This window comes from Spirosoma arboris, assembly GCF_009754945.1.
Classification (GTDB): Bacteria; Bacteroidota; Bacteroidia; order Cytophagales; family Spirosomataceae; genus Spirosoma; species Spirosoma arboris.
In genome coordinates, this window is record NZ_WPIN01000008.1 from 283,669 (window position 1) to 308,905 (window position 25,237).

The 25,237-nt window shown below is 46.7% G+C and carries 23 protein-coding genes and 1 other RNA gene; 16 read left to right on the top strand and 8 right to left on the bottom strand.

Annotated elements, in window-relative coordinates; translation table 11 throughout:
* Positions 1-112: 112 nt before the first annotated feature.
* From GO755_RS22085 to rnpB, 7 genes are all read left to right on the top strand, one after another.
* Positions 113-2,620 carry a phosphocholine-specific phospholipase C gene (locus tag GO755_RS22085; protein WP_157587458.1) on the top strand — a complete coding sequence of 836 codons (2,508 nt, stop codon included), beginning with the start codon at positions 113-115 and terminating at the stop codon, positions 2,618-2,620.
* Between the two features lie 96 nt (positions 2,621-2,716).
* Complete coding sequence (eat, locus tag GO755_RS22090; RefSeq protein ID WP_157587459.1) at positions 2,717-4,048, top strand: ethanolamine permease; 1,332 nt, start codon at positions 2,717-2,719, stop codon at positions 4,046-4,048.
* A gap of 124 nt (positions 4,049-4,172) precedes the next feature.
* A complete protein-coding gene (locus GO755_RS22095) occupies positions 4,173-5,552 on the top strand; it encodes an ethanolamine ammonia-lyase subunit EutB (RefSeq protein WP_157587460.1) in 1,380 nt (459 codons plus the stop codon).
* Positions 5,553-5,615: 63 nt separating this feature from the next.
* Positions 5,616-6,377, top strand: coding sequence for an ethanolamine ammonia-lyase subunit EutC (gene eutC / locus GO755_RS22100; RefSeq protein ID WP_157587461.1), 762 nt, complete (start codon positions 5,616-5,618; stop codon positions 6,375-6,377).
* Positions 6,378-6,543: 166 nt separating this feature from the next.
* A complete protein-coding gene (locus GO755_RS22105) occupies positions 6,544-7,575 on the top strand; it encodes a Smr/MutS family protein (RefSeq protein WP_157587462.1) in 1,032 nt (343 codons plus the stop codon).
* 154 nt (positions 7,576-7,729) lie between these two features.
* On the top strand, positions 7,730-9,025 hold the full coding sequence (locus GO755_RS22110; RefSeq protein ID WP_227687053.1) for a DUF4403 family protein: 1,296 nt from the start codon (positions 7,730-7,732) through the stop codon (positions 9,023-9,025).
* Between the two features lie 89 nt (positions 9,026-9,114).
* Positions 9,115-9,604: RNase P RNA component class A (rnpB, locus tag GO755_RS22115), an RNA gene on the top strand.
* Between the two features lie 82 nt (positions 9,605-9,686).
* Here rnpB and GO755_RS22120 read toward each other — a convergent pair.
* A complete protein-coding gene (locus GO755_RS22120) occupies positions 9,687-11,126 on the bottom strand; it encodes a serine hydrolase (protein WP_157587464.1) in 1,440 nt (479 codons plus the stop codon).
* A gap of 228 nt (positions 11,127-11,354) precedes the next feature.
* Here GO755_RS22120 and GO755_RS22125 point away from each other — a divergent pair, with 228 nt between their 5' ends.
* The 4 genes from GO755_RS22125 (at position 11,355) to GO755_RS22140 (ending at position 14,015) form a co-directional block, all read left to right on the top strand.
* Positions 11,355-11,903, top strand: a complete 549-nt coding sequence (locus tag GO755_RS22125) for a 30S ribosomal protein S16 (protein WP_157587465.1) — start codon at positions 11,355-11,357, stop codon at positions 11,901-11,903.
* 146 nt (positions 11,904-12,049) lie between these two features.
* Positions 12,050-12,646, top strand: coding sequence for a ribosome maturation factor RimM (gene rimM, locus GO755_RS22130; RefSeq protein WP_157587466.1), 597 nt, complete (start codon positions 12,050-12,052; stop codon positions 12,644-12,646).
* Positions 12,636-13,313, top strand: coding sequence for a tRNA (guanosine(37)-N1)-methyltransferase TrmD (trmD, locus tag GO755_RS22135; protein ID WP_157587467.1), 678 nt, complete (start codon positions 12,636-12,638; stop codon positions 13,311-13,313). The genes rimM and trmD overlap by 11 nt, the downstream gene beginning before the upstream one ends.
* A gap of 69 nt (positions 13,314-13,382) precedes the next feature.
* Entirely contained in the window at positions 13,383-14,015 is a 633-nt protein-coding gene (locus GO755_RS22140) for an NAD(P)-dependent oxidoreductase (RefSeq protein WP_157587468.1), read from the top strand.
* A gap of 18 nt (positions 14,016-14,033) precedes the next feature.
* Here the strand turns inward: GO755_RS22140 and GO755_RS22145 are convergent, their stop codons facing one another.
* From GO755_RS22145 to GO755_RS22165, 5 genes are all read right to left on the bottom strand, one after another.
* The gene (locus GO755_RS22145; RefSeq protein ID WP_157587469.1) at positions 14,034-14,402 is read right to left on the bottom strand and encodes an FxLYD domain-containing protein; all 369 of its coding nucleotides are present in this window, start codon (positions 14,400-14,402) and stop codon (positions 14,034-14,036) included.
* 8 nt (positions 14,403-14,410) lie between these two features.
* Positions 14,411-16,651 carry a transglycosylase domain-containing protein gene (locus GO755_RS22150; RefSeq protein ID WP_157587470.1) on the bottom strand — a complete coding sequence of 747 codons (2,241 nt, stop codon included), beginning with the start codon at positions 16,649-16,651 and terminating at the stop codon, positions 14,411-14,413.
* A gap of 162 nt (positions 16,652-16,813) precedes the next feature.
* Positions 16,814-17,266 (bottom strand): GNAT family N-acetyltransferase, encoded by a 453-nt coding sequence (locus tag GO755_RS22155; protein WP_157587471.1) that lies wholly within the window; start codon positions 17,264-17,266, stop codon positions 16,814-16,816.
* Positions 17,267-17,304: 38 nt separating this feature from the next.
* Positions 17,305-17,661 carry a four helix bundle protein gene (locus GO755_RS22160; protein ID WP_227687044.1) on the bottom strand — a complete coding sequence of 119 codons (357 nt, stop codon included), beginning with the start codon at positions 17,659-17,661 and terminating at the stop codon, positions 17,305-17,307.
* Between the two features lie 31 nt (positions 17,662-17,692).
* On the bottom strand, positions 17,693-18,727 hold the full coding sequence (locus GO755_RS22165) for an RluA family pseudouridine synthase (protein ID WP_157587589.1): 1,035 nt from the start codon (positions 18,725-18,727) through the stop codon (positions 17,693-17,695).
* A gap of 38 nt (positions 18,728-18,765) precedes the next feature.
* Between GO755_RS22165 and GO755_RS22170 the strand changes: the two genes are divergently transcribed.
* The 4 genes from GO755_RS22170 to GO755_RS22185 all read left to right on the top strand — a co-directional run bounded on the left by GO755_RS22170 (position 18,766) and on the right by GO755_RS22185 (position 23,132).
* A complete protein-coding gene (locus GO755_RS22170; protein WP_157587472.1) occupies positions 18,766-19,713 on the top strand; it encodes a 1-aminocyclopropane-1-carboxylate deaminase/D-cysteine desulfhydrase in 948 nt (315 codons plus the stop codon).
* Positions 19,714-19,732: 19 nt separating this feature from the next.
* The gene (locus tag GO755_RS22175) at positions 19,733-21,013 is read left to right on the top strand and encodes an acyl-CoA dehydrogenase family protein (protein ID WP_157587473.1); all 1,281 of its coding nucleotides are present in this window, start codon (positions 19,733-19,735) and stop codon (positions 21,011-21,013) included.
* Positions 21,014-21,134: 121 nt separating this feature from the next.
* Positions 21,135-21,962: a porin family protein gene (locus tag GO755_RS22180; RefSeq protein WP_157587474.1), complete on the top strand. Its 828-nt coding sequence runs from the start codon at positions 21,135-21,137 to the stop codon at positions 21,960-21,962.
* 96 nt (positions 21,963-22,058) lie between these two features.
* A complete protein-coding gene (locus GO755_RS22185) occupies positions 22,059-23,132 on the top strand; it encodes a phosphotransferase family protein (protein ID WP_157587475.1) in 1,074 nt (357 codons plus the stop codon).
* Here the strand turns inward: GO755_RS22185 and GO755_RS22190 are convergent.
* Entirely contained in the window at positions 23,129-24,079 is a 951-nt protein-coding gene (locus GO755_RS22190; RefSeq protein WP_157587476.1) for an L-threonylcarbamoyladenylate synthase, read from the bottom strand. The two genes, GO755_RS22185 and GO755_RS22190, sit on opposite strands and share 4 nt — an antisense overlap.
* A 127-nt stretch (positions 24,080-24,206) precedes the next feature.
* On the bottom strand, positions 24,207-24,674 hold the full coding sequence (locus tag GO755_RS22195) for an FKBP-type peptidyl-prolyl cis-trans isomerase (protein ID WP_157587477.1): 468 nt from the start codon (positions 24,672-24,674) through the stop codon (positions 24,207-24,209).
* Positions 24,675-24,883: 209 nt separating this feature from the next.
* Here GO755_RS22195 and GO755_RS22200 point away from each other — a divergent pair, with 209 nt between their 5' ends.
* Entirely contained in the window at positions 24,884-25,237 is a 354-nt protein-coding gene (locus GO755_RS22200; protein WP_157587478.1) for a YciI family protein, read from the top strand.

Sequence of the window (25,237 nt, forward strand, 5' to 3'; positions counted from 1 at the left end):
AGTAAAGGGCCAATTCGCTGTTAACAAATTATCAATAACTACATAAAGAATACGTGGAAACGGGTACTTTTTGGACCTTTAGCCGTATCTTGATAAACAGTTACTGACTAGTATGGATTCTAGACGGGATTTTCTCAAAAAAGCAGCTTTACTCTCAACAGGCTTATCGGGTATGTTGCCCGAGTCGATTCAGAAAGCATTTGCCATTGATCCACAACCGGGTACGACCTATCTGGATGCCGAACACGTGGTGATTCTGATGCAGGAGAATCGCTCCTTCGATCATACATACGGAATGCTACAGGGCGTTCGGGGATTTAACGACCCCAGAGCTATTGACTTGCCCAACAAAAACAAAGTCTGGCTACAAACCAACGAGGCAAATGAAACGTATGCTCCGTTTCGACTGAACCTGAAAGACACGAAAGCTACCTGGATGAGTTCGTTGCCGCATTCCTGGGAAAATCAAGTCGATGCCCGCAATGGGGGGAAGTTAGATAAATGGCTGGAGGCTAAGAAGTCAGGAAATAAGGAATACGCTAAAATGCCCTTAACGCTGGGTTATTACAACCGCGAAGATCTACCGTTTTATTATGCGTTGGCGGATGCGTTCACTGTCTGCGATCAGAACTTCTGTTCATCGTTAACGGGTACTACGCCCAACCGATTGTACTTCTGGACGGGTACGATTCGCGATCCGCGCGACCCGAAGGCGATGGCTAACGTGCGTAACGAAAATGTGGATTATGATTCGGAAGTGAGCTGGACAACCTTCCCGGAACGGTTAGAGGATCTGGGTATTTCCTGGCGGATTTATCAGAACGAAATCAGTCTGCCGAGTGGGCTTCAGGGAAAGCAGGATGAATGGCTGAGTAACTTTACTGATAACCCTATTGAATGGTTTTCGCAGTATAAGGTTCGGTTTCATCCCGCTTATTATCCCTTTATTCAGAAAGAGGAAAAGGTTCTTCCCGAGCGCATTCAGGCACTAGAAGCCAAACTGAAAGCCCTCCCCGAAACGGATAAAGATTACGCACATACGAAACGGGACTTAGCCAATCAGCAGGAATGGCTGAAAATTATTAAGGCAGATCTGGTGAACTATACCCCCGAAGCTTACAAGAAACTGTCGCAGCGAGAAAAGAATTTGCACAGGAACGCATTCACAACCAACGTCAATGATGCTGATTACCGCACACTGACCACAAAAACGTATCAGGATAGCGGCACCGAACGCAAGGTGGAAGTGCCCAAAGGCGATGTCTTGCATCAGTTCCGCGAGGATGTAAAAAACAAGAAGCTGCCTACCGTTTCCTGGTTGGTAGCCCCCGAAAATTTCTCTGATCACCCCGGTGCACCCTGGTACGGAGCCTGGTATATTTCGGAGGTGATGGATATTCTGACCCAGAATCCAGATATCTGGAAAAAGACGATCTTTATTCTGGCTTACGATGAAAATGATGGCTACTTCGACCATGTTCCGCCATTTGCACCAGCCCATCCTGATCAACCCGCAACAGGATTAACTAGTAAAAGCATTGATACTCGCCTGGAATTTGTCACGCAGGAGCAAGAGGATAAACGCCCCAACAAAGGACGAAATGGTCCAATTGGGCTGGGTTTTCGGGTTCCGTTGGTGATTGCGTCGCCCTGGAGCCGGGGAGGTTTTGTTTGCTCGGAAGTGTTTGATCATACTTCTACGCTTCAGTTTCTGGAAAATTTCCTGAGCCATAAAAAGGGGAAGAAAGTAGAAGAACCTAATATTAGTGCCTGGCGTCGAACCGTTTGTGGCGACCTGTCGTCAGCTTTCCGACCCTATCAGGGTGAGAAAATAAAACTACCCGAGTTTGTCGCGAAAGAAGCGTTTATCGAGAGCATTCACAAGGCGCAGTTCAAGCCGGTTCCCAGCGGATACAAAGCGTTCAATGCCGACGAAATTCGGGAAATCAACCAGGACCCGGTTGCATCCGATCATATACCTACGCAGGAAAAAGGTGTGCGTTTGGCCAACGCGCTTCCGTACGAGCTGTATGTCGACGGTCGTACCGACGGTAAGCAATTTATGCTGACGTTAGCGGCTAAAAACGAAGTCTTTGGCAAACGGGCGCTGGGAGCACCCTTTCAGGTTTATGAGATTTTACCGACTGACTTAAAAATTCGCTCCTACACGGTTGTAGCTGGCGATCAGCTTAGCGACTCCTGGTCATTGAATGCCCCCTATCATTTGCGCGCTTATGGTCCTAATGGGTTCCTGCGCGAATTCAAAGGAGGGACAGCTAATCCAGCCATTGAGATTTCCTGCGAGTACGAACGGGATGCAAAAAAGCAGTTCACGGGCAATGTGCTGGTGAAGCTCAAAAACATGGACCAACAGCGTTCCTATTCTGTTCAGCTTACCGACAACGCTTATCATACAAAAGGGGAGCAGAAAACACTGGACAAATCGGGAACAAAAGGTGCCCAACAGGTCATCGCTATGAACCTGAAAAATAGCCATAACTGGTATGACTTCAGTGTGAAGATTGCCGGAGTTGATACCTTCGAGCAGCGATACGCTGGACGTGTAGAAACAGGTAAAATTGGCTATAGCGACCCGCTAATGGGCCAGACGATTGTTTGATTAAAGAGTGAAAGTGTGAATGAGTGAAAGAGCGCCAATGCCAATCACTCTTTTGCTCTTTCGCTCTCTCGCTCTCTCGCTCTTTAAGTTTAACAGATGACAGAAAATCCTCCAGCATTAAAAAAGGCATTGAAACCCATTCACCTGTGGGCCATAGGGGTAGGGCTGGTTATATCCGGTGAATATTTTGGCTGGAATTATGGCTGGGGTGTAGCCGGAACGGTTGGTCTGTTGATTGCGACGCTCATTATTACGGTACTCTATTTTACATTCATTTTCAGCTTTACTGAACTTACTACGGCTATTCCGAATGCGGGCGGTCCATTTGCCTATGCCTTGCAGGCGTTTGGACCCTTAGGCGCTTTGGTAGCAGGTTACGCAACTTTGATTGAGTTTCTGTTCGCCACACCCGCTATTGGGCTGGCTTTGGGCAGTTATGTCCACTTTCTGTATCCTGCCGTGCCGGTGGTTTGGTGCTCAGTTGCTTCGTTTATAGTTTTCACGATAATCAACTTATTGGGTATAAAAGAAGCAGCCTGGTTTTCGCTGATTATGACCCTCATCGCCATTGGCGAACTACTGCTTTTCATCGGCATCGTATACCCGCACACCAGCTTAGACACGTTCATGCACAATCCTATGCCGTTTGGCTGGCCGGGTGTGTTTGCCGCTTTGCCTTTTGCCATTTGGCTTTTCGTCTGTCTGGAAGGCATTGCCATGGTTGCCGAAGAGGTGAAAGAGGGGAGCAATGCCATTGCTAAGGGATATATTTCGGCTGTATTAACGCTGGCCTTTCTGGCCTTGACCGTCATGATTAGTGTGGGCGGCATTACGGAGTGGAAAAAACTGGATCACCTCGATTATCCGATGCCCGAAGCGATTGCCATTGTACTCGGGCGGCAGAATCCACTCACTAAATTCTTTGCCAGTGTTGGGCTGTTTGGGCTTATTGCGTCGTTTCATGGCATCATTATCAGTTATTCCCGGCAGATTTTCGCGCTAGCACGTAGTGGCTACTTGCCTCATGCGCTTTCTGGAGTAAGCAAGACGAGACAGGTACCTTATTGGGCACTCCTCGTAGGGGCTATCTTCGGTATTGTCGCGCTTATTGCACTGGATACGAGTAAATTGGTCGTTCTGTCAACAATCGGTGCTGTGGTCGTTTATATCATCAGTATGCTGTCGTTATTCAAACTACGACAAAGCCAGCCAATGATGCCACGACCGTTTAAAGCGCCGTTTTACCCAATCGTTCCAGCTATTGCGCTCCTGCTGGCACTCGTGGCATTAGGCGCTATGATCTATTTTTATAGCTGGTTAAGCTTATTGTTTTTCGGAGGCTTGGTGATCATTATGGGTTTATTCTACGTATCGGGTCGGTATCAGAAAATAAAACAAGAGTGGGATTTACCCCACCCCCTCCCCTGAAAACAGGAGAGGGGGGAAGCCTTTCCCGAGAATGCCGTTCTCGCTTGGCTTTTCGACCGATTTAGCCCCTCTCCTGAAAACAGGAGAGGGGTTGGGGTGAGGTAAATCAATAGTAACATCGAACATGGCTTATCACTGCACCGTCGGCAATTTCACGTATCGGTTCAACGATCTGAAAGAACTGCTTGCTAAAGCAAGTCCGTTGCGGTCGGGTGATGTGTTGGCTGGATTGACGGCTGAGAGCTACGAAGAGCGTGTGGCGGCACAAATGGCGTTGGCCGATGTGCCACTGGTTACGTTTCTGAGCGAGGTTGTTATTCCATACGAAATCGATGATGTTACGCGCTTAATTATCGATACACATGATAAAGCTGCTTTTTCGCGGATCAGCCATTTTACTATAGGTGACTTGCGTGACTGGCTATTAAGCGACGAAGCCGATACAAGCACACTTCAACAAATTGCTCGTGGACTAACCCCGGAAATGGTGGCCGCCGTATCGAAATTGATGCGGAATCAGGATTTGATTCTAGTGGCTAAAAAATGCGAAGTCGTAACCCGGTTTAGAAATACGATTGGTTTACGTGGGCATCTATCCGTGCGCCTTCAACCCAATCATCCAACCGACGACGCCAAAGGGGTGGCAGCCAGTATTATTGATGGATTGCTCTATGGAAGCGGAGATGCCACAATTGGTATCAATCCGGCAACAGACAGCCCGGCCGCAACATCTCGTTTGTTACACATGATCGATGGGGTCCGCGAACGATTTGCCATACCCACTCAGAGTTGTGTACTGAGTCATATTACCACAACGCTGGAATTAATTGAACAGAAAGTACCCGTAGATCTGGTTTTTCAGTCGATTGCCGGAACCGAAAAGGCAAATGCCAGTTTTGGGATAAGTCAATCACTTTTACAGGAAGCCTACGAAGCGGGCTTATCATTGAAACGAGGTACGGTTGGAACCAACATCATGTATTTTGAAACCGGACAGGGGAGCGCCTTATCGTCCGGAGCTCATCATAACGTCGACCAGCAAACCTGCGAAGTGCGAGCGTATGCCGTTGCTCGTCAGTATAAACCGTTTTTAGTCAATTCGGTTGTTGGTTTCATTGGTCCAGAATATCTGTTCGATGGAAAGCAGATTATCCGGGCCGGACTTGAAGACCATTTTTGTGGGAAGCTGATGGGTTTACCGATGGGCATGGATATTTGCTATACCAACCACGCACAGGCCGATCAGGACGATATGGATACGTTGCTGACGCTCTTAGGCGTAGCGGGTATTAATTTCATTATGGGAATTCCCGGCGCCGACGATATTATGTTGAACTACCAGTCAACATCATTCCACGATGCCTTGTATCTTCGTCGGGTACTTGGTTTGCGGCCAGCACCTGAATTTGAAGAATGGCTGTTGCAACAAGGCATCATGGACGCGCTGGGAAATCGCCTGTCTACAGGATTACAAAAACAGCTTTATACGACTTTAGTGGGCTAGGAGCGTGGAGCAAGGTGCCCGGAGCAGGGGAGAATCCAGCGCTTAAGCCCCCTGCATTTCAGCATGAATGAGGTAAAAAAAACGAGTGTAGAACCTGACGAATGGGAGCCGCTGAAAGCGTATACAAATGCTCGGATTGCACTTGGCAAAACCGGCATTTCCATTCCGCTAAAAGAGTCGCTTCAATTCAAAATGGCGCATGCCCATGCTAAAGACGCCGTTTACTCTCAGTTAGCTATAGCTAGTTTGCAGGCCGATCTGGCAGGCACCAGTCTACCCATTCATCAGATTCACAGTCAAGCCGAGAGCCGAGATATCTATTTACAACGTCCTGATCTGGGGCGCTTGTTAGCGCCTGATTCGGTAGCGAAACTTCGACAACTTGATAGTTCGCCAGCCGATATCAGTATTATTATTGCGGATGGCTTATCGGCAACAGCGATCAACACCTATGCCGGGCCTTTTGTCACTAGATTGGTGGACAAAGTCCGACAAACTGGTTATTCGCTGGCGCCACTGTTATTGGTTGAACAGGGGCGAGTCGCTATTACCGATTCTATTGGCGGAATACTTCGTCCTCAACTTGCTATTATTTTGATTGGTGAACGCCCAGGATTGAGCGCGTTCGATAGTATGGGTGCATACATCACCTATGCACCCCAGCCCGGCCTGACAGATGAGCGCCGGAATTGTATATCCAATATCCGCGAGCAGGGTTTGCCACCAATACTTGCTGTAGATAAGCTCATGTATCTGATCAATTCGGCTTTCCGTTTGCAGATAACGGGCGTGACATTGAAAGATAACAACGGACTTCTAGAGTGAGTTAATTCGCCGTAGGTTACGAAGGATGATCTCTGTCTAGATGATTTAAAAATTGATGGAAGGGATTTTTGACTATCTGCGTTATACTTTTGGCGTGCAATAATTATTAGTCGATAGTAAACGGATTCAGAAACTGACAATTATCGACTCTTGACTGACTACTAGTATGAATATTGGTGATAAAGTCCGGCTACTCCGGGCAAAAGAACAAGGTGTTGTGTCGCGGTTTTTGCCCGGCAATATGATTGAAATAGAAATTGAGGATGGGTTTCGCATTCCGGTTATGCGCTCCGAATTGGTGCTGGTTTCACCAATGGAAGCCGAGCGATTACTTAAGCCGAGTATCTACGAACCACAAAAAACGGTAACGCCGGCAGCGCCAGCTATTCTATCGAATCAAGGTATTTATCTGGCATTTGTGCCAGTCAATGACCGTGAATACACGCTTCATCTTATTAACAACACAGACTGGGAGTTTCCGTATGCGTTGGGCGAAGAATCAACTGGTGTTGGAGGAGGAGTTCAATTTAGAGGCCTACATAGTGGATTGCTTAAGCCCAAGTCGCAACAGAAAATGAATGACCTCTATGCCCACGCCAAATTCGAAGAATGGCCAACGTTTGTGGTACAGGGACTGTGGTTTAGAGCCGGTAAGTCGTCATTACGGCAACCGTTGATGAAACGATTTAAAGCACGGGCAACTACCCTTTTCAAGAGCAAAACAACAGTGCCAGTCCTGAATCAGCCCGGTTTTCTGACCCAGTTGGATGCAGAAACGACCGAACAATCGCAAACACCGACGAGTAGCCAACCGAAGCCAATAGTCATTCGACCTGAGGAGTTAAAAGCTGAAATGCTTAAGTCCAAATCAGAACAGAGCGGTGTTTCAGTTGAACGGCCAACAGCAGTTGTAGACTTGCATATTGAGGAACTGTTACCCAAAGGCCGAAATGCCGGATCATCTTCGAATCGCTCGCCTGCCGATCTGTTAAAACTTCAGCTTGATACGTTCGAGAAAGCCCTTGAAAACGCGATTGCTAGCGGCATGAGCGATATTACATTCATTCACGGGGTTGGCAGCGGTGCCTTACGAACAGAACTACACAAGCGATTGGGGAAACACCCCAATGTTAAATTCTTTGAAGACGCTCAGAAACAGAAATTCGGCTATGGTGCCACGAAAGTTACGATTAAGTGAGGGTCTTTTGCCACAGAGATATATCAGAATTTCTCTGTGGATCTCTGTGCGGCTTGGTGCATCTCTGTGGCTTAGTTTTTTTGTTTTATCTTGTCAGCCATCCGGCAATCGCCTGAACCCTAAAGCGCCCAAAGAAGCCTACAACACCACCGAAATGGAAGTCCGTAATGAACGCTTTTTGTCGACCGTCCACGTTCCCGTATCCATTGCGCTAGGTGATGTTGAGCGGCAGATTAACGCCCAGGTCAATGGCCTGATTTACGAGGATAACAGCCTGGAAGACAATAACCGCGACCAATTCATGACGAAGGTCTGGAAACGAGGCACCATTCTCGTTACGGCACAGGACAGTCTATTTCATTTCACGGTTCCGTTGCGCATCTGGGTGAAAGCAGGAATGTCGGTGCTGGGCTTTACGCAGTATAAAGAAACCGAATTTGAAATCGATCTTCGCTTCAAAACCAAATTTGATCTTGATCGGGATTGGTCTGTTCATACGCAAACGCAGGCGGATGGGTACGGCTGGGTGCGTCGGCCAACTATAAGTGTTGTGGGGGTTAATATTCCCATTACGAACTTTGTGGGGCGGATGATTGACAAAAACCTGGGTGATATTACCAAAACGATTGATCAGCAGGTGCGCCGGAATGTAGACCTTCGAACCCCGGTTCTAAAAGCCTGGAATACTCTTCGCGAACCCTATCTGCTATCTGAAAAATACCGGACTTATCTACAGGTTGTTCCTAAACGAGTGCTCATTACGCCATTGCGCTTTGAGGGACGAGTCATTCGAGCTACCATAGGCATAGAAGGCTACACACTTACTACGACCGGCACCAAGCCTGATGTTCATCCGGCGGTTTCGCTGCCTGATCTGACAGTTGTTTCTCAGGTGAAGGATGATTTTCAGATTGGTTTGCTGAGTGAAGCGAGCTATCCGGAAGTGGCTAAAATTGCTGCCGAAGAGTTCGTTGGGAAGTCGTTTTCATTTAGCGATAACCGTTATACCGTTACCATTACCAGTATGGATTTATACGGCCAAAATGATAACCTGATTATCAAAGCCGGCATTAAAGGAACGATCAATGGCGATGTTTATCTGCGTGGACGACCCTATTACGACGCTCACGATCAGACCATTTCACTGAAAGATCTTCAGTTCGATTTAGATACCAAAAATGTATTGGCACGATCGGCGAGCTGGTTGTTGAAAGGTACGTTCGCCCGAACGCTCGAAAAGCAACTTACCATTCCGGTTGGCTCACAGATTGCCGATATGCAGAAACGATTGCAGCAGCAACTCAAAAATAATCAGCTGGCCAAAGGCGTCGTTATCAATGGCCAGATTGACGAAATTAAGCCAGATCAGGTTTATCTGACCCCCACTGCTTTGCTGGCCGTTGTGAACGCTCATGGGCGGATTAATGTGAAAGTAGAAGGATTACAATAACTATTGTCAGGGATTGCCAGGTACGGTCAAGGATAATAAAGGGCCGACGACAATTCCTGACAAATTCTGTACCTTTGTGGTCCCTGATCAATACGAGTTGGCTTATCGCGTCTGAGCAATTAGGCGAGGAAAGTCCGGGCAGCATAGGGCACCCTACTTCCTAACGGGAAGGAGGATGGTTGGGAACGACCATTCGACAGCCAGTGTCACAGAAAATATACCGCCAATTTTTAATGGCGAATGAATGAGCGAATGTGTGAATAGCTGGCGTATGCTATTATTCTCCTATACACCGCTTCGGCGGCCCGGTCATTCGTTCACTCATTAAGTCTTGGTAAGGGTGAAAAGGTAGGGTAAGAGCCTACCGCCCAACGGGTGACCGGAGGGGCAGGATAAACCTTAGGGGCTGAAAGACCAAATAAGCGTTGGATGTGGGGCGGCTCGTTCCCGTTCTGGAGAAATCCAGATGCCAACGCGGGTAGGTCGAACGAGGTGGTCGGTGACGGCCATCCCAGATAAATGATAAGCCATTCCATTTTTGTGGGAGGACAGAACCCGGCTTATAGACTCGTATTGAGAGGGTTTTTTAGATTCGATGAAGCATCCTGGTACTATTCGCCTGCATTGGGACAGTACGTTGTTGGCGATAATTTTTTTCTTTTTATTTATTTCCTTCGAGTTCTTTTAATTTATTTTTTGCTTCTTCATAACCTGGATAAATAGCAAGCGCTTTTTTATAAAAGATTATGGCATCGGCTTTTCGGTTCAATGCCGAATAAATATTACCCATTGTTACCATTACTAAATCTCGATTAGGAAATTCTGCTGCATTATTTTCAGCAATGATTCTTGCATCTTCATGCCGTTTCAATGTTTGTAATTGTTCAGCCAGGAAATTCATCGAGATCCAATCAGTATAATAATGAGCAGAATCCGTTTTCATGTGCTTATACTTTTCAATTGCTTTTAGCGCTCCTTGCTCAGCTATTAACTTCTCAATAACTTTATGAACGGGTTGTTTCAGATGGATTGGCTTATTGTATAACACTTTTGCCAAATTACCTGTGATTCCAAAAAAATCAGTAGGAGAACTATTGCAAAGAATGACTATTAAACCGTTTGTGGAAGGAATACGAACGACAAATGATATAAAACCTTCAGTCATTCCTAAGTGAAAATTCGAAGTTACACTATCTGTAGGCGTGTATTTAAACTGTTTGTTGAACCAGCCATAGCCGTATTGAGCGGGCCTAATGCCTGGTGTAAACATCTCTGCAGTGAGCTGTTTGTTGAGCAATGTGTTAGTGCTAAGTGCTGTATGAAACTTGAAAATATCGTCAACGGTAGAATATAAATCTCCTGTTCCCATCGTATTTGATTGATCACGAAAATCTAAACTGGTATATCCTCCAAAACTATAATCATATCCTGTAGCTCGTTTATTTATTATCTGAGTATGAAAATAAGAACCTGAACTGTTCATGCCAATTTTATCAAAAATATCTTCTTTCATTAAGTGTGAATATGATTTGCCGGTAACTCTTTCCATAATATAACCAAGCGTAAAATATCCCCAACTACTATACGCGTATTTTGTGCCCGGTTCAAAAACCAGAGAAGAATCTATATATATATTTACATAGTCTTCTCTTGCAAAATTCTGACGACTAATCCTCGGGAAAAAATCTTTTATTATGTCATAATTCGGAATTCCTGATGTATGGCTTAATAATTGCCTGATGGTGACTTTCGCTGCGGGTTTATTAGAAAATTCAGGAAGATAATCTGAAATTGTTTTATCAAGATTTATTAATCCTTTCTGAACCTGAATAAGCATTAGTACAGCCGTAAACGGCTTTGAAACAGAACCAATCATGAATTTAGTATCAGTAGTATTAGGGATATCCCATTCTCTATTGGCCAATCCAAAAGCAGCTTTATAAATGACTTTGCCATTCTCAGCAACTAAAACACTTCCGTCGAACATGTTATAGTTATGATAGGCCTTCATTAGTTCATCTAGTTTCTCTTTTTTGCTTTGAGCTACGCTTGAATTTAGTATCAAGGCAAACAGACTCGCAAAAATTAAATACGATTTCATAGTAGTGTAGATTAATAGAAAAGTAGGCTTCCTGATTAGTAAAGTTTAGGCAAAATTTATTGTCATTCAAATTTGACATGGAAACTAGTAGACCGAACTCATTACTACCCATTCAGAAACTCTAAACTATTTCCTGCCTCAAATTAACATTGCCTCCACTTTTTTCGTACCTTTGCGGCCACGTTTTACAAGGGGGATGCGTCTCCCATCAAAACCAAGCAAGCACAAATGAGTGTTAAAATTCGTTTAGCGCGTCGTGGACGCAAAAAAAGAGCGATTTACGATATCGTGATAGCAGAGTCAACCTCTCCTCGCGATGGCCGTTTTATTGAAAAAATCGGTTCGTACAATCCCAACACCGACCCTTCGACGGTTGTATTGAAGTCGGAGCGGGCTGTTTATTGGCTCATGGTTGGTGCTCAGCCGACTGATACCGCGCGTTCGGTATTGTCGCATGAAGGCATCATGTATCGTAAACACCTACAAGTGGGTGTCAACAAAGGTGCTATAACGCAAGAACAGGCCGATGAAAAATACACGACCTGGCAAGAAGGAAAGCAAAGCCGTAAAGCCGGCGCTGCCGACACAAAATCGCAAACCAAAGAGCAAGATCGTGCTGCTCGTCTGGAAGCGGAGAAAAAGGTGAACGAAGCTCGTGCTGAAGCTATCGCCAAGAAAAACAAAGTTGAAGAGCCAGTTGTGGAAGCTCCAGTAGCTGAAGAGGCTGCTGCTGAAACACCTGCCGCTTCTACTGAAGAAACTCCCGCTGCGGAATAATTTTTCGACGGCTCTGGTAACCAGCGCTTCCGTAAATTTGTGAAGAAAGAGCCTGTTCGTTTCTGGACAGGCTCTTTCTGTAACTAACGTGGCTGACCAGCTTATCGGGATACAGCTATAAATGCGGCTACCAACCGCGTTATATTATGACAAAAGACGATTGTTATCAAGTAGGTCATATCACCAAAACGCATGGCGTTAGTGGTGAACTAGTGCTTTTTCTGGACGTTGACAACGCAGCCGAATATGCCGACCTGGAGTCCGTGTTGCTGGAAGTGAAAGGCGAATTGATTCCATACTTTATAGAATCAATTGCTATTGTAAAAGGCAGTCGGGCGATCATTGCTTTTGAGGATGTCGACACCATTGAGCAGGCGGAGCGTCTCATCAACTGCGGAGCTTATCTGCCACTAGATGAATTGGAGCCCATCACAGACGAAACCCGTTTTTACTTCCACGAAATTGTTGGCTATCAGGTTGTTGATGCCGAAGCTGGTGAGCTAGGTACTGTTCGGGGCGTGTATGCTATGAACGCGCAGGATTTGATCGCTATGGATTATGAAGGTAAAGAAGTCCTGATTCCAATCAACAGCGACATCGTAAAGACAGTTGATCGTGCTCATCAGAAACTCAATGTCGCCCTGCCAGACGGTCTTCTCGCTATTTATATGGAAGACGCCAGCAAAGACGACAAGTCTGAAATCAACGGCGACGAAGCCGACGACGATACCGATGAGGATTGATATCATTACCTGCCTGCCCAAGCTTTTAGATAGCTTTTTTGCCCATTCCATTCTGCAGCGAGCACAGCAGGGTGGGTATGTGGAAGTTGTTGTTCACGACCTGCGTGATTACACACTCGACAAGCATCGTCGCGTGGATGATTATGCGTTTGGTGGGGGAGCCGGTATGGTCATGCAGATCGAGCCAATTGCTCGCTGCATACGGACACTACAAGCCGATCGTACATACGACGAAATCATTTATATGACTCCCGATGGGGAACGGCTAAACCAGAAAACGACGAACACGTTGTCGTTGCGGGAAAACCTGATTATCCTATGCGGACATTATAAAGGTGTCGATGAGCGAGTTCGGGAATTGTTCATCACCAAAGAAATCAGTATTGGCGATTACGTGCTTTCGGGTGGTGAACTAGCTGCCTGTGTGCTATCGGATGCCATCATTCGTTTATTGCCAGGTGTCTTGAATGATGAGACATCGGCCCTGACCGATTCGTTTCAGGATAATTTGTTAGCGCCACCTGTTTATACCCGCCCAGCGGAATTTGAAGGCCATCGTATCCCAGACATTCTGCTGTCGGGCCACGAAGCTAAGATTGACGAATGGCGGCATGAACAGGCGTTGGAACGCACCCGAACCCGACGACCTGATTTGCTGGAAGAGTAAAGATAAAAAGGATCTGATAAACCGAATGGCTGATTTTGGGTTATAAAAGCTCAACATCAGTCATTTTTTATGCAGCTATTAGTTGTGGGAGCCACTGGAGGCACAGGTCGACAGGCTGTTGAACAAGCACTTCAGCGTGGTTATTTTGTTACAGCTTTTGTGCGCGACCCTACTAAATTGCCTATTAAGCACACGAATTTAACAGTGCAAACTGGCGACGTACTCAAACCGAACACACTTCTCCACGCCGTCCGGCGACAAGATGCCGTGTTTTGTGCGCTTGGCAGTCGGCCTGGTCAGCACGATGAGGCTGTAGCTGACGGTACGAGAAATCTGATCACAGCCATGCGGCAGGTGGGCGTTCGAAGGCTACTGATTGTATCGTCTCTAGGAGTAGGAACGAGTTATGAAGAGGCATCACTTCCCAGTAAATTGTTTATCAAAACATTCTTAAGCGGAGTTATTGCCGAAAAAGAAAAGCAGGAGAAGACTGTTCGTCAGAGTAATCTAGACTGGGTAATTGCACGCCCGACAAGACTTACAAACGGGCCAGCTACAGGGCACTATCAACTAGGAGAGCATTTACCATTTCCACTATTTTCTGTACCCAAAATCAGTCGCGCTGACGTCGCAGCTTTCCTGCTCGACCAACTAGATAAAGACCATTATCTAGGAAAAGCTGTTACAATTACGGGGAAATAAAGCCTGTTATCAACCAACCTACTCTGGATGCGAGCTAACGATTTTGCAATCACAACGCTTTGTGGCGGCTGGTAACGTAACCGGTTTGTCGAAACTACTATTGGGCGCCAGCGTGCGGGTGAAGGTTGTATATTTTTCTTTGAGCTTATTTCCCGATTCATCAAAGGCGATGATTTTTACAGACACATCATTGTGTGAGCGGGATGAATGATTCTTTACGACCACATTGACAGTTGAGGTAACGAGTACATTGTCTACCTCAGAACAGTCAACGCCTAAATCAATGGTTTGTAAAGTAAGCGATGTATTGTTCAGTTTTGAGATAACATACAGAGCAATGCTACCGATAATAACGATAAGCACAATCAATCTCACCAGTGCTTTCATAGGAATTGTTATGGGTTGTTGGCTTCAAGGGCCTTTTTAGCTTCTTTCTCCCGGCGTTTTTGCTCGCGTCGTTCTTGTCGTAGCTGCTTACGAGTTTTAACGGTGTCTGTTGGGGCAGCTTCGCTAGGGAGTACATCTGGAGTGGTCCGACGTTCTGGCTGGACGGTCGCTGGTGCCTCATCAGTACGTTTTTCATCGGCTTTCTTACCTTTGAATAGCCGGCGGAAAAAGTTGCCGATACCTGTGCCACCTTCGTCTTCATCTGTATCGACCTCTGCCGGGTCTGTCATCAAACTGTCGCTCTGAAATAACGAGTCTACAGGAGCCACTTCTCGGCGAAGACCTTCACGGAGTCGAACATCGTAGAAACCGTACGATCCTGAATCAGGGGTAGTTAAGCCACGCCGGGCCATAATACGGCCAATTAGTTTGAAGTACCCCCGAACATTACGAACCTGTAGGTATCCGCCTGGTACGAACCAATTCAAGGCCGATTTGGGGCGTGGAACTACAAAGGCCAGAAAAATACTTTCTCCCAGATTGAGATCAGAGGGACTTTTCGCGAAATAATAGCGAGCCGCTTCGCCGATGCCATAAATATTACGTCCCCACTCAATGATATTGAGGTAAACTTCATACATCCGTTCTTTCGGAACGATGTGTTCGTTCTCAATCAACCAGACAATCAGAATCTCCTCAACCTTACGCGAAATCGTTTTATTTCGACTCAGAAATGCATTTTTAACCAACTGCATCGAAATAGTACTGGCTCCACGTTTAAACGATTTCTGCTTAAAATTCGTGGCAATCGACACGCGGAACGCTTTCTCATTGAACCCTTTGTGCGTGAAGAAATTATAGTCTTCTGATGTCAGCAGCGCATTGCGGAGATCAGGCGAAATTTGATTAAGCGGTGTATAATCCGGATTCTCCGGTCCAACGACAATATCCCGAACAGGCTTGCCTTTCTCGTAGGGCGTATACACAAACGGTTGGTTGATAGACGCGAAATCAGTGCGACCCATTTGCAGGATATGAAAGCCTTCAGACGTCAGGCCAGAATCGAATTTTACGGAATCGGGAAGAGAGGAGTCTAATTGGAAATCAACATCATACCTGAGCTTTCCAGATACTTTCATTCCTTCTAGCGACTCAAACAAACCCTGTGGAAATGAATTGAACAAGGCTTGTGCATCCATGGAACCCGTATGGAGCTGGGCTTCGTAAATCTTTGTTGGCTTAAGCGTATATTTTACAAACGGATGGGCGCTAACTTCACCAAGATGCAGAGTTGACGAGCTATCGACACCCACATAATTCTCACCAACAAATAGATGCGCATCCATGGCTGCTCGCGGTATCAGTACATCGGTACGAGCAATAGCCGGATGGTTGATGCGCAGATTTCGGACAGAGCCAGCCCCTTCCAGGCGAAACTCACTTCCTGAACGGTCAACCTCGTGAAGCTCAGCTCGTAGCGTGTCGGCCTGAAGTTTTAAGTTGAATCTCTTCTGAATATACGGGAGTTCAATCGGCTTGCCTTCTGCATAGAGCGCAAGATTATACTCTCTATCGGCAGGGTCTGCCGTGCCCGTAATGTGCCAGGTTGCCTGATTGCCGTTTAGTTTCAGGGTTGACGTTACGTCTTCGTTGTTGATGACTGCCGTTTGTGTAATTAAACTGAGCGTATCGGTCGTATCCATAGCCCGAAACTCCAGATTGCTGATATTCAGATCCTCAGGGATCTTGGACAGAATATTGTCAATTAGATTTTCGGTTACGTCGGCCAGATTTGTACGCTGTGTTGTTTCGGCAGATGGCTCACTAGTGGCTGTGGAGTCACGCTTTTTGTGAAGCAGAAAATCAATATTCGTCAGCGAATCCCGCTTTACGACCTGAATCAGACCATTTTCGAGGGTCATACCTGACAACCCGATTTTGCCAACCAGTAAAGGCCAGAACCGAACAGCCAGTTCAACCCGTTGGATGCGAGCCAGACTGTCGCGCTTTTCGGGGACAACCGAAATATCGGTAAACGCCAACGAACTCAAGCCAGTAAATTTGGCCGAGCCAATACGAACATCAAGATGATAGTCTCGCTTTGCTTTACGGATTCCGCGTTCAAGGGCGGTTTTTAGCAGACTTTCGCGCTTAAAATAAGCAACTACACCACCTACAAAGGCCAATAAAAAAATACTTAAAAATATCCAGCCAGCAATACGCAGAGCTTTCTGTTGACGATACGTCATGCTTAGTCTCTATTCTCGAACTGCAAAGATAGGGAATTGGTGGGGTAAGTGCAGTAAGTCTGAGTAAGTGGAGTAGTAAGTGAAGTGGATGAAGTAAGTGTAATGAGTATTCCCTTACTTTTCTTACTACACCATTACACTTACTACACTTATTTACATTACCTAAAAATCCAAATGACAGTTCGTCCAACCGTCGTCGAAGCGAGTACCAAATTGTTTGTAGAAGCCGATCGCTGGCTCATTCCAGTCCAATACCTGCCACATCATACCGGTACAGTTGGTATCGCGAGCCATCTCAATAGTGGCATCTAATAACAACTTTCCAACCCCATAACCTCGAAAATCTTCCGTCACGATGATGTCTTCCAGATATAGGCGTTTGCCTTTCCAGGTCGAGTATCGGAAGAAATACAAGGCCATACCGACAATATTCTTAGTATCAGAGTCCTCGGCCATGATCATCCCGAAAAGAGGATTCGGGCCAAAGCCATCGAGGGCCATTTGTTCGACGGTATTGGTAACCTGATCAGCAGCTCGTTCGTAAACAGCTAATTCCATAACTAAGGCGAAGGCTTCCGGTATATCTTCGAGGGTGCCAGGGCGGATTGAAATCATTTTTAATGATGAATGATAAATGATGAATGATGTTGCTATCAGCGATTACTCTTAGCCGTAAGGATAATACTACGAATTAGTTTTAGTAGTTCGTCAGCATCACCATATATACTATTGAATTCGGTTTGATTTAAATAATCCGTTTCCTTTAATAACTCAAGCCAGTAAATAGTCTCGTCAGTTTCTTTTTGAGCGATTCCTAGCTTGTGGATGAAATCAGCTTTACTTTCTGCATTATTCCCCTCGCGTACATTGGCTCCGACCGATGTGCCGGAACGCAGCATTTGTTTGCTTAAAATATATTCTTTCTTGGTCTCTTTGAGATGTTGATAAAGTCGAATAATGCGAACTGCGAAGCGAAAACTCTTATCGAGAACAATATTATCTTTTTTCAAAGCACAAGTCGGTTTATTTGTAAATAATTCATCATTCATCATTCATCATTCCGAACTTCCTCCATTTCTCCAGCGCTGCCTGAAAATCATCGGGTAAATCGGAGTCGAACTGGAGCCATTCTTTTGTTCGAGGGTGGGTGAAACCTAACGATTTAGCATGTAAGGCTTGTCGGGGTAGCAGCTTGAAGGCGTTTTCAACGAACGCTTTATAACTCCCGACCGGGTTTCCTCGCAAAATTCGGTCACCACCATACATGGCATCGTTGAACAACGGATGACCAATATGTTTGAAATGAGCCCTAATCTGATGGGTGCGACCGGTCTCCAGATTGCATTGTACCAGAGCAACATAGCGTAGCGCTTCCAGAGTTTTATAATGGGAAATTGCCCACTTGCCTTTCGACTCGTCGTCGTAAATCACCTGTACTTTCCGGTCTTTCATGGACCGGCCAATGAAGCCAGTAATAGTGCCTTCGGGTGGATTCGGCACACCCCAGGTGAGAGCGTTATAGGTCCGCTCAATACTGTGCTCGAAAAACTGCCGGGCCAGATGCGTCATGGCGTATTCGGTTTTGGCAATTACCATCAGCCCCGATGTGTCTTTGTCAATCCGGTGTACTAAACCAGGGCGAATTTCGCCGTTACGAGATGTGGGGAGATTCTGAAAATGATAGACCAGTGCGTTGACCAGCGTACCATCCCAGTTTCCATGGGCCGGATGGACAACCATGCCGGCGGGTTTATTGAGTACCAGTAGATCTTCATCCTCGAAAACAATAGTGAGCGGAATGTTTTCGGGCTTAACATCGGTGTCGCGGGGCGGGTGAGCTAGCGAAACCGTGATAATATCCAGCGGCTTTATTTTGTAGCTAGCTTTGGTTGGTTTGTCGTTTACCCGAACCGACTCTGCATCAATGGCTGCCTGAATTTTGGTACGAGTCGCATTTTGCAATCGGTCCATCAGAAAGCGGTCAATCCGCAACAGGCTCTGGCCTTTATCGACCACAATGCGATGGTGCTCGTATAATTCTTCCTCTTCCAAAAAATCCTCAGCCGCTTCGGTCATAATGGGTACGATCTCAAAAAGTTTGGCGAATTTACGGGATGATACGTGATTTTGCTGAACACCTGCAAACGTTTCCGGCTGATTCACCCTTGCAAGTGCTTGATAATCCATTTCCTGAACCCGTAAACATTCGCTTAGTTCTGAAGCGCGACGATCTGCTCCATCCATTGGTATCGGGGAATAAATGGCGTAAGCTCAAGTACAATCTGTTAGCTGCTCGCGAGCAGGGTTTTACTACGTTGCTGACCTTTGGTGGGGCGTATTCTAATCATCTTTCTGCTACGGCTTCGGCTGGGCAAGCATTTGGTTTCCAAACTATTGGCGTCGTGCGCGGAGAAGAACTCGCTACGATGCCGTTAAATCGTACCTTGGCTTTTTGCAAATCGTGTGGAATGCACCTTCATTTCGTCAATCGAGCTGAGTACCGGTGCAAAGAAGATCCGGATTTTCTGGCATATTTAGTTCACCAATTTGGTCCATGTTATCGTCTGCCTGAAGGAGGTACAAACGAATTGGCCATCGAAGGAACGGCTGAGATCATCCCCGAAATTGTAGAGCAATTGGGCTATGTTCCCGACTATGTATGCTGTCCGGTTGGTACGGGCGGTACGGTGGCTGGATTGGCGCAATCTGCTCCGGCAGAGACGAGCATACTGGGGTTTATGGCGTTGAAAGGCATTGATTGGGCTAATCTTCAGCCTGGCCCGTCTGGTTTTGCAGCACGCCAGGCTGAAGTTTTACCTAAACTCATTCAGGACTACCACTTTGGAGGCTATGCTAAAACTACCCCCGAATTAATCCAGTTTATCCGGTCATTTGAACAGAAAACGGGCGTGTTCATTGAACAGATTTACACCGGCAAAATGCTTTACGGTATTTATGACCTTGCTCGAAAAGGGTTTTTTCAGGATGAGGCAACCGTCGTGGCCGTTCATACGGGTGGCTTGCAGGGGAGAAGTACAATGTTAGATACGATCAATCAGTAAAATGCCATAAATTGCTTCTATGGAAACGATTTTCACCACCGAGCGGGTCAGACCATTATTGGCACGCGTTCGCGAATTTGTTCAAACTGAACTGATTCCCCTCGAAGACGGCTTTTCGCATAACAACCTGAGTAGCCTGATTCCAATTCTCGACCAAAAACGGGAACTGGTTAAAGCCGCCGGCTTGTGGGGTCTGCATCTTTCCAAAGAAGAAGGCCGTGACGACGGACCGGGGCATGGCCTAACTCTCTGCGAATTTGGACAGATTAGTGAAGCGCTGGCCCATGCGCCGTTTTTCGGGCATTACGTATTTGGCTGTCAGGCTCCCGACATCGGCAATACCGAACTGCTTCACAAATTCGCTTCGGATGAGTTGAAAGAGCGGTACCTGAAGCCACTGATGGCCGGTGAAATTCGCTCCTGTTTTTCAATGACCGAACCTGATTTTGCAGGTTCAAATCCGACTCGAATGGCTACGCTTGCCGTACGAGACGGCAACGACTATGTAATTAATGGGCGCAAATGGTTCACCTCATCGGCCGATGGCGCTGCGTTTGCGGTGGTTATGGCGGTTACGAATCCTGATGCGGCTCCCCACCAGCGAGCCAGCATGATTATCGTCCCGACCAATACACCTGGTTTCAAAATCGAACGGAATATCCCCGTATTCGGTGAAGCAGGTGAAGGTTGGTTCAGTCATGCCGAAGTGACCTATACCGATTGCCGCGTGCCTATCTCCAATGTGATTGCGGGCGAGGGGATGGGTTTTCGACTGGCGCAGGAGCGTCTGGGGCCAGGACGCGTTCACCACTGTATGCGCTGGGTTGGTAATGCCGAAAAAGCACTGGATCTAATGTGCAAACGGGCGGCTACCCGCGAAATTGAGGATGGTGTGATGCTGGGTGAAAAGCAGTTTATTCAGGATTTCATTGCTGAAAGTCGGGCTGAGATTGACGCTTGCCGTTTGTATGTGCTAAACACGGCCCATATGATTGATACAGTTGGCGTGAGTAATGTGCGTGATGCCGTTTCTGCCATAAAATTCTATGTCGCTAACGCGTTCCTGCGGGTGCTCGATCGGGCCATTCAAGTGCATGGTGCGCTGGGTGTTACAGACGATACGGTACTATCGGCTATGTACCGGCATGAGCGGGGTGCCCGTATCTGGGATGGGGCCGACGAAGTACACAAGCAGAGCCTGGCTATTAGTATTCTGAAAAAATACGGGCTGGATATTAGACAAAAAGCCAAAGAGTTGCGCCAGTTTCGACAAATGATGGCGGCTGAATCATCGCTTTAAACCAGCGCTGACACATAGAAGATGTTGGAGTGTAAAATAGTTAGCACTAACTATTGAGTGCCTGCACGTTAGACGAGAAATTTGGTTAATCTCTCGATTCTCATTCTAACTGCTTACACCCATGAAAACTGCTACGTTCTTTCACTACTTATGCCTGTTACTGGTCGCTATACTAATTGAATCCTGTACACCAAGAGAACTTAGCTACTTAATGCCGGAAGCCTCCGCTGATAAAGTGAATCAGGAATATTATGGGCCTTCTTACAAATCCAACGGATCGGGTAGTCAAGCCTCTAGCGATGAGTTAGCCTTTAATTTCGGGATTATTGGTGTGTTTGAATTAGCAGGTATGTTGGATAACGATGGGAAATCAAGTGAGAATAAACAGCCTTCGTATGGATCGTTACTTGCGAGCAACCGACCCGGCCTCCAGCCAGGGCTTTACCGGCCGTATAGCCCTGCCCGACCCAAAGCCGATGATATAAAAACGCATCTGGCAATCATGTCCGGCTTAGAGTTAATCGGTAAAGGCGCTAGAGAAAGTGATGCAGGTGGCACAACGAATACACGCCTGCTTTACCTGGAATTACCTGTCTATGCGATTTACCACCATGATTTGACTAACAAAGGCCGGATCTTTGGTGGCTTGGGCCCTTATTTTGCCTATGGCTTGTCAGGCTCGTTTAAGTCTTCCTTCAGCGGGCAATCCTTTAGCACACCTGCTTTTGGCGGTAACGGAGGCTACAAGCGTTTCGACGCGGGGTTGGCATTGACCGCGGGCTATCAATTTCCCAGCAGCTTGCGTATCCGACTGGCTTACGATTTGGGTTTAGCTAATATTGAATCGGGGCCATCAGGACCTGACTACGATAAAACGCACAATCGTGCCTTAAGCGTGAACGTAGGCTACGCGCTGGATAAAATCGTCAGTAAATTCAAAAAACGATAGAGGAGATTTAGGGATAATGTATGATAGGGGCTACCCGTGCGGTAGGATATATGTATTTTCGCGAACATACATCCTAGACCATACATCATACATCAAATGATTGCTCCCGATGCACCTCATTCTGTTCGAACAGGCGAAGAACTGGATTTGAATCGTCTGAATGAGTACCTCCGCGACCATGCGCCTGAAATGGGGATAATCGCGGAGGTCAGACAGTTTCCGGGTGGGTTCTCAAACCTGACCTATTGCCTCAAAACCGACGACCAGGAATATGTCCTGCGCCGACCTCCAGTTGGGGCTAATATAAAAGGTGGGCACGATATGGGCCGTGAGTTTCGGGTGTTGTCGTTGCTAAAAGGACACTACGACAAAATTCCTGAACCTATTGTTTACTGTGAAACGTCTGATGTAATTGGTGCACCTTTCTACATCATGAAACGGGTGCTGGGTGTGATTCTTCGGGCGCCAATGGCCCCAACACTAAACCTCGCACCCGAGTGGATGCATCAGTTATCAGAAGCATTAGTCGATAACTTAGTGGCTATTCACAGTTTGGATATTAAGGCAACCGGGCTTAGTCAATTAGGGAAACCCGATGGCTACGTACAAAGGCAGGTAGAAGGCTGGAACCAACGCTATCGTACTGCCGAAACCGATAAAATTGAAGCCATGAATAGCGTTGGTTATTGGCTTCAACAAAACTATCCCATCGACCAGGCTCCTGCTTTTCTGCACAACGATTATAAATTCGACAATGTACTATTCGCTTCTAACGAAGATACGGGCGATCCGCTACCGGTAATTAAAGGCGTATTGGACTGGGAAATGGCAACCGTCGGCGATCCGCTCATGGATTTAGGAGCAACTTTGGCGTATTGGTCAGAAGCGGAGGATAGTCCAGCCTACAAAAACTTCAACCTGACGTGGCTTCCGGGCAATCTAACCCGGCAGGAAGTTATCACTCGGTACGCTGAATTAAGTGGTCGCGATCTGAGCGGCATTCTTTTCTATTACGTATTTGGCCTTTACAAAAACGCAGTAATTGCCCAGCAGATTTATGCTCGCTGGAAACAGGGGCACAGCAAAGACGTCCGCTTTGGGCATTTGCTACCTATGATTATTGAGTTAGCTACAAATGCGGCAAAAGCTGTTGAAAATGGGGAAGTTTAGTGCGCACTCGCCCGACGTAGTCGGTCATTTATAGCCCAACCTAGTCCTTGATTAGGCAAAGGTTCTGCGTAAATAATATCAATGGGTAACGAATCCAGGTCTCGTAAGTGAGCAAAAAGGTTTTTGGCGGCTTCATTCAAATCGCCAGTGGGAGAGAGGATACGCTGATGTTGAGCAGAAATGCCACCGAAAGGCTCCCTAAACACTAGCGCTCCCGCTTGCTTATTGGGTTCAGGCGTTTTGCCCGGAGCTATAAGAATCAGTGGTTTGCGAGGGGCGTAATGGCTACTCAACATACCCGGCGCTTTCGGATTTGAGGTCGAATGGGTTTGCACCGAAACTGGACCAATTACCTGTTCGATCTGTTCCAAAGCCATTCCCCCCAATCGAAATACGGTGGCTTTGCCGTTCTCAAAACCAACAATAGTCGATTCTATACCGACGCCTGCCGGACCACCATCCAGAATATAGGGAATCTGATCGCCCAATTGATCGGCAACGTGTTGTGCTGTAGTTGGACTGATATACCCAAAAGGATTTGCACTCGGAGCTGCTAACGGGAAATCGAGCGAACGTAGCAGAGCAAGACTAAGCGGATGATTTGGAATACGAACGGCAACGCTGGATAAGCCTGCCGTAACCAGATCAGGAATCAGATTGCGCTTTGGGAGGAGTATCGTTAGCGGACCTGGCCAGTAGGTTTCTGCCAGCTTTCGGGCTGGCCCAGGAATATCAGTAACGAACTGGTCGAGTTTTTTGAGCGAGTCTGTATGGATAATGAGCGGATCGAAGGAAGGTCGATTTTTTACGCGAAAAATTGTCAGAACAGCATCCAGATTAAGCGCATTACCTGCTAATCCGTACACTGTTTCAGTGGGTATACCCACCACATTACCTGATTCCAGAAACCCTTTTGCTAGCTGCGTATCTCTACCAATCTGTGCCATGACTTTGTGGTGCAAAGATAGGTAGGATTGGGCATGTGTTGTCAAGAATAGTCAGGGGTTGCCTAATATAGTTCGTTTACTAACCATACTGAACAACCCCTGACTATTCTTGATAAGCGCTAACTTTTTAATGATGCCCACCCGGACCATGAACATGGCCATGAGCCAGTTCGTCGGCGGTTGCATCCCGAACGTCCAGCACTTCGACGTCGAAATACAGGTTCTGATCAGCCAGAGGGTGGTTAGCATCAACAGTGACCGTATCGGGTCCAACGGCTGTTATAGTTACGACCTGCCCGTCGTTGGTTTCGAATTGCATCCCAACTTCAAGCTCCTGTCCTCCAAATGCCCGACGAGGCACGGCCTCGACCAGTTGCGGATCGCGTTTGCCATAGCCTTTCTCAGGCGAAACATCTAACTGGAGATGATCGCCCTTTGCATGGCCTTCCAATCCTTCTTCCATGCCTGGGATGAGGTTGTTAGCCCCATGTAGATAATATAAGGGATCGCTGCCCTGGCTGGAATCCAGTATATTGCCGCTACTATCGCGCAGGGTGTAATGGATGGCAGCTACTTTGTTTTTTGTAATATTCATACCGATTTTCTGTTGCACTATGTTGGTTCTTTACTCGCAACAAATGACGTTGCGAGGCTGCTTGTGCTTTAGATTTAATTCATAAGCTCTCCCAGCCTTGATAAGTTTGATTGACAGAAATTTTTTTTTCACTTCCTGTCCGATTTAGGCGTTGCCGTTCGTCTTAGTGACGAAAACAAATTTACTACCTGTATAACCAATCAAATACCATGAACAAATTTATGCTCGTGTTCCATTCGCCTTATTCTCAGGAAACCGCCTTTGCCGAACTATCGCCCGATGCGATGCAGGCCGAGATCCAGAAGTGGAATAACTGGATAGGCGGCATTGCGGGGCAAGGTAAACTAATCGCTACAGATGCACTGGCTCCAGTTGGCAAAATAATGACAAAAGGAGGACAGGTTATTACCGATGGGCCCTTTACCGAAGGGAAAGAGATTGTTGGGGGCTATATGATTTTAACCGCTGCTAGTTTAGACGAAGCTGTTGACCTGGCTCAGGGGTGTCCTATGTTCGAGATGGACGGAACCGTAGAAGTTCGCCCAATTATTAACTTTGAGTAA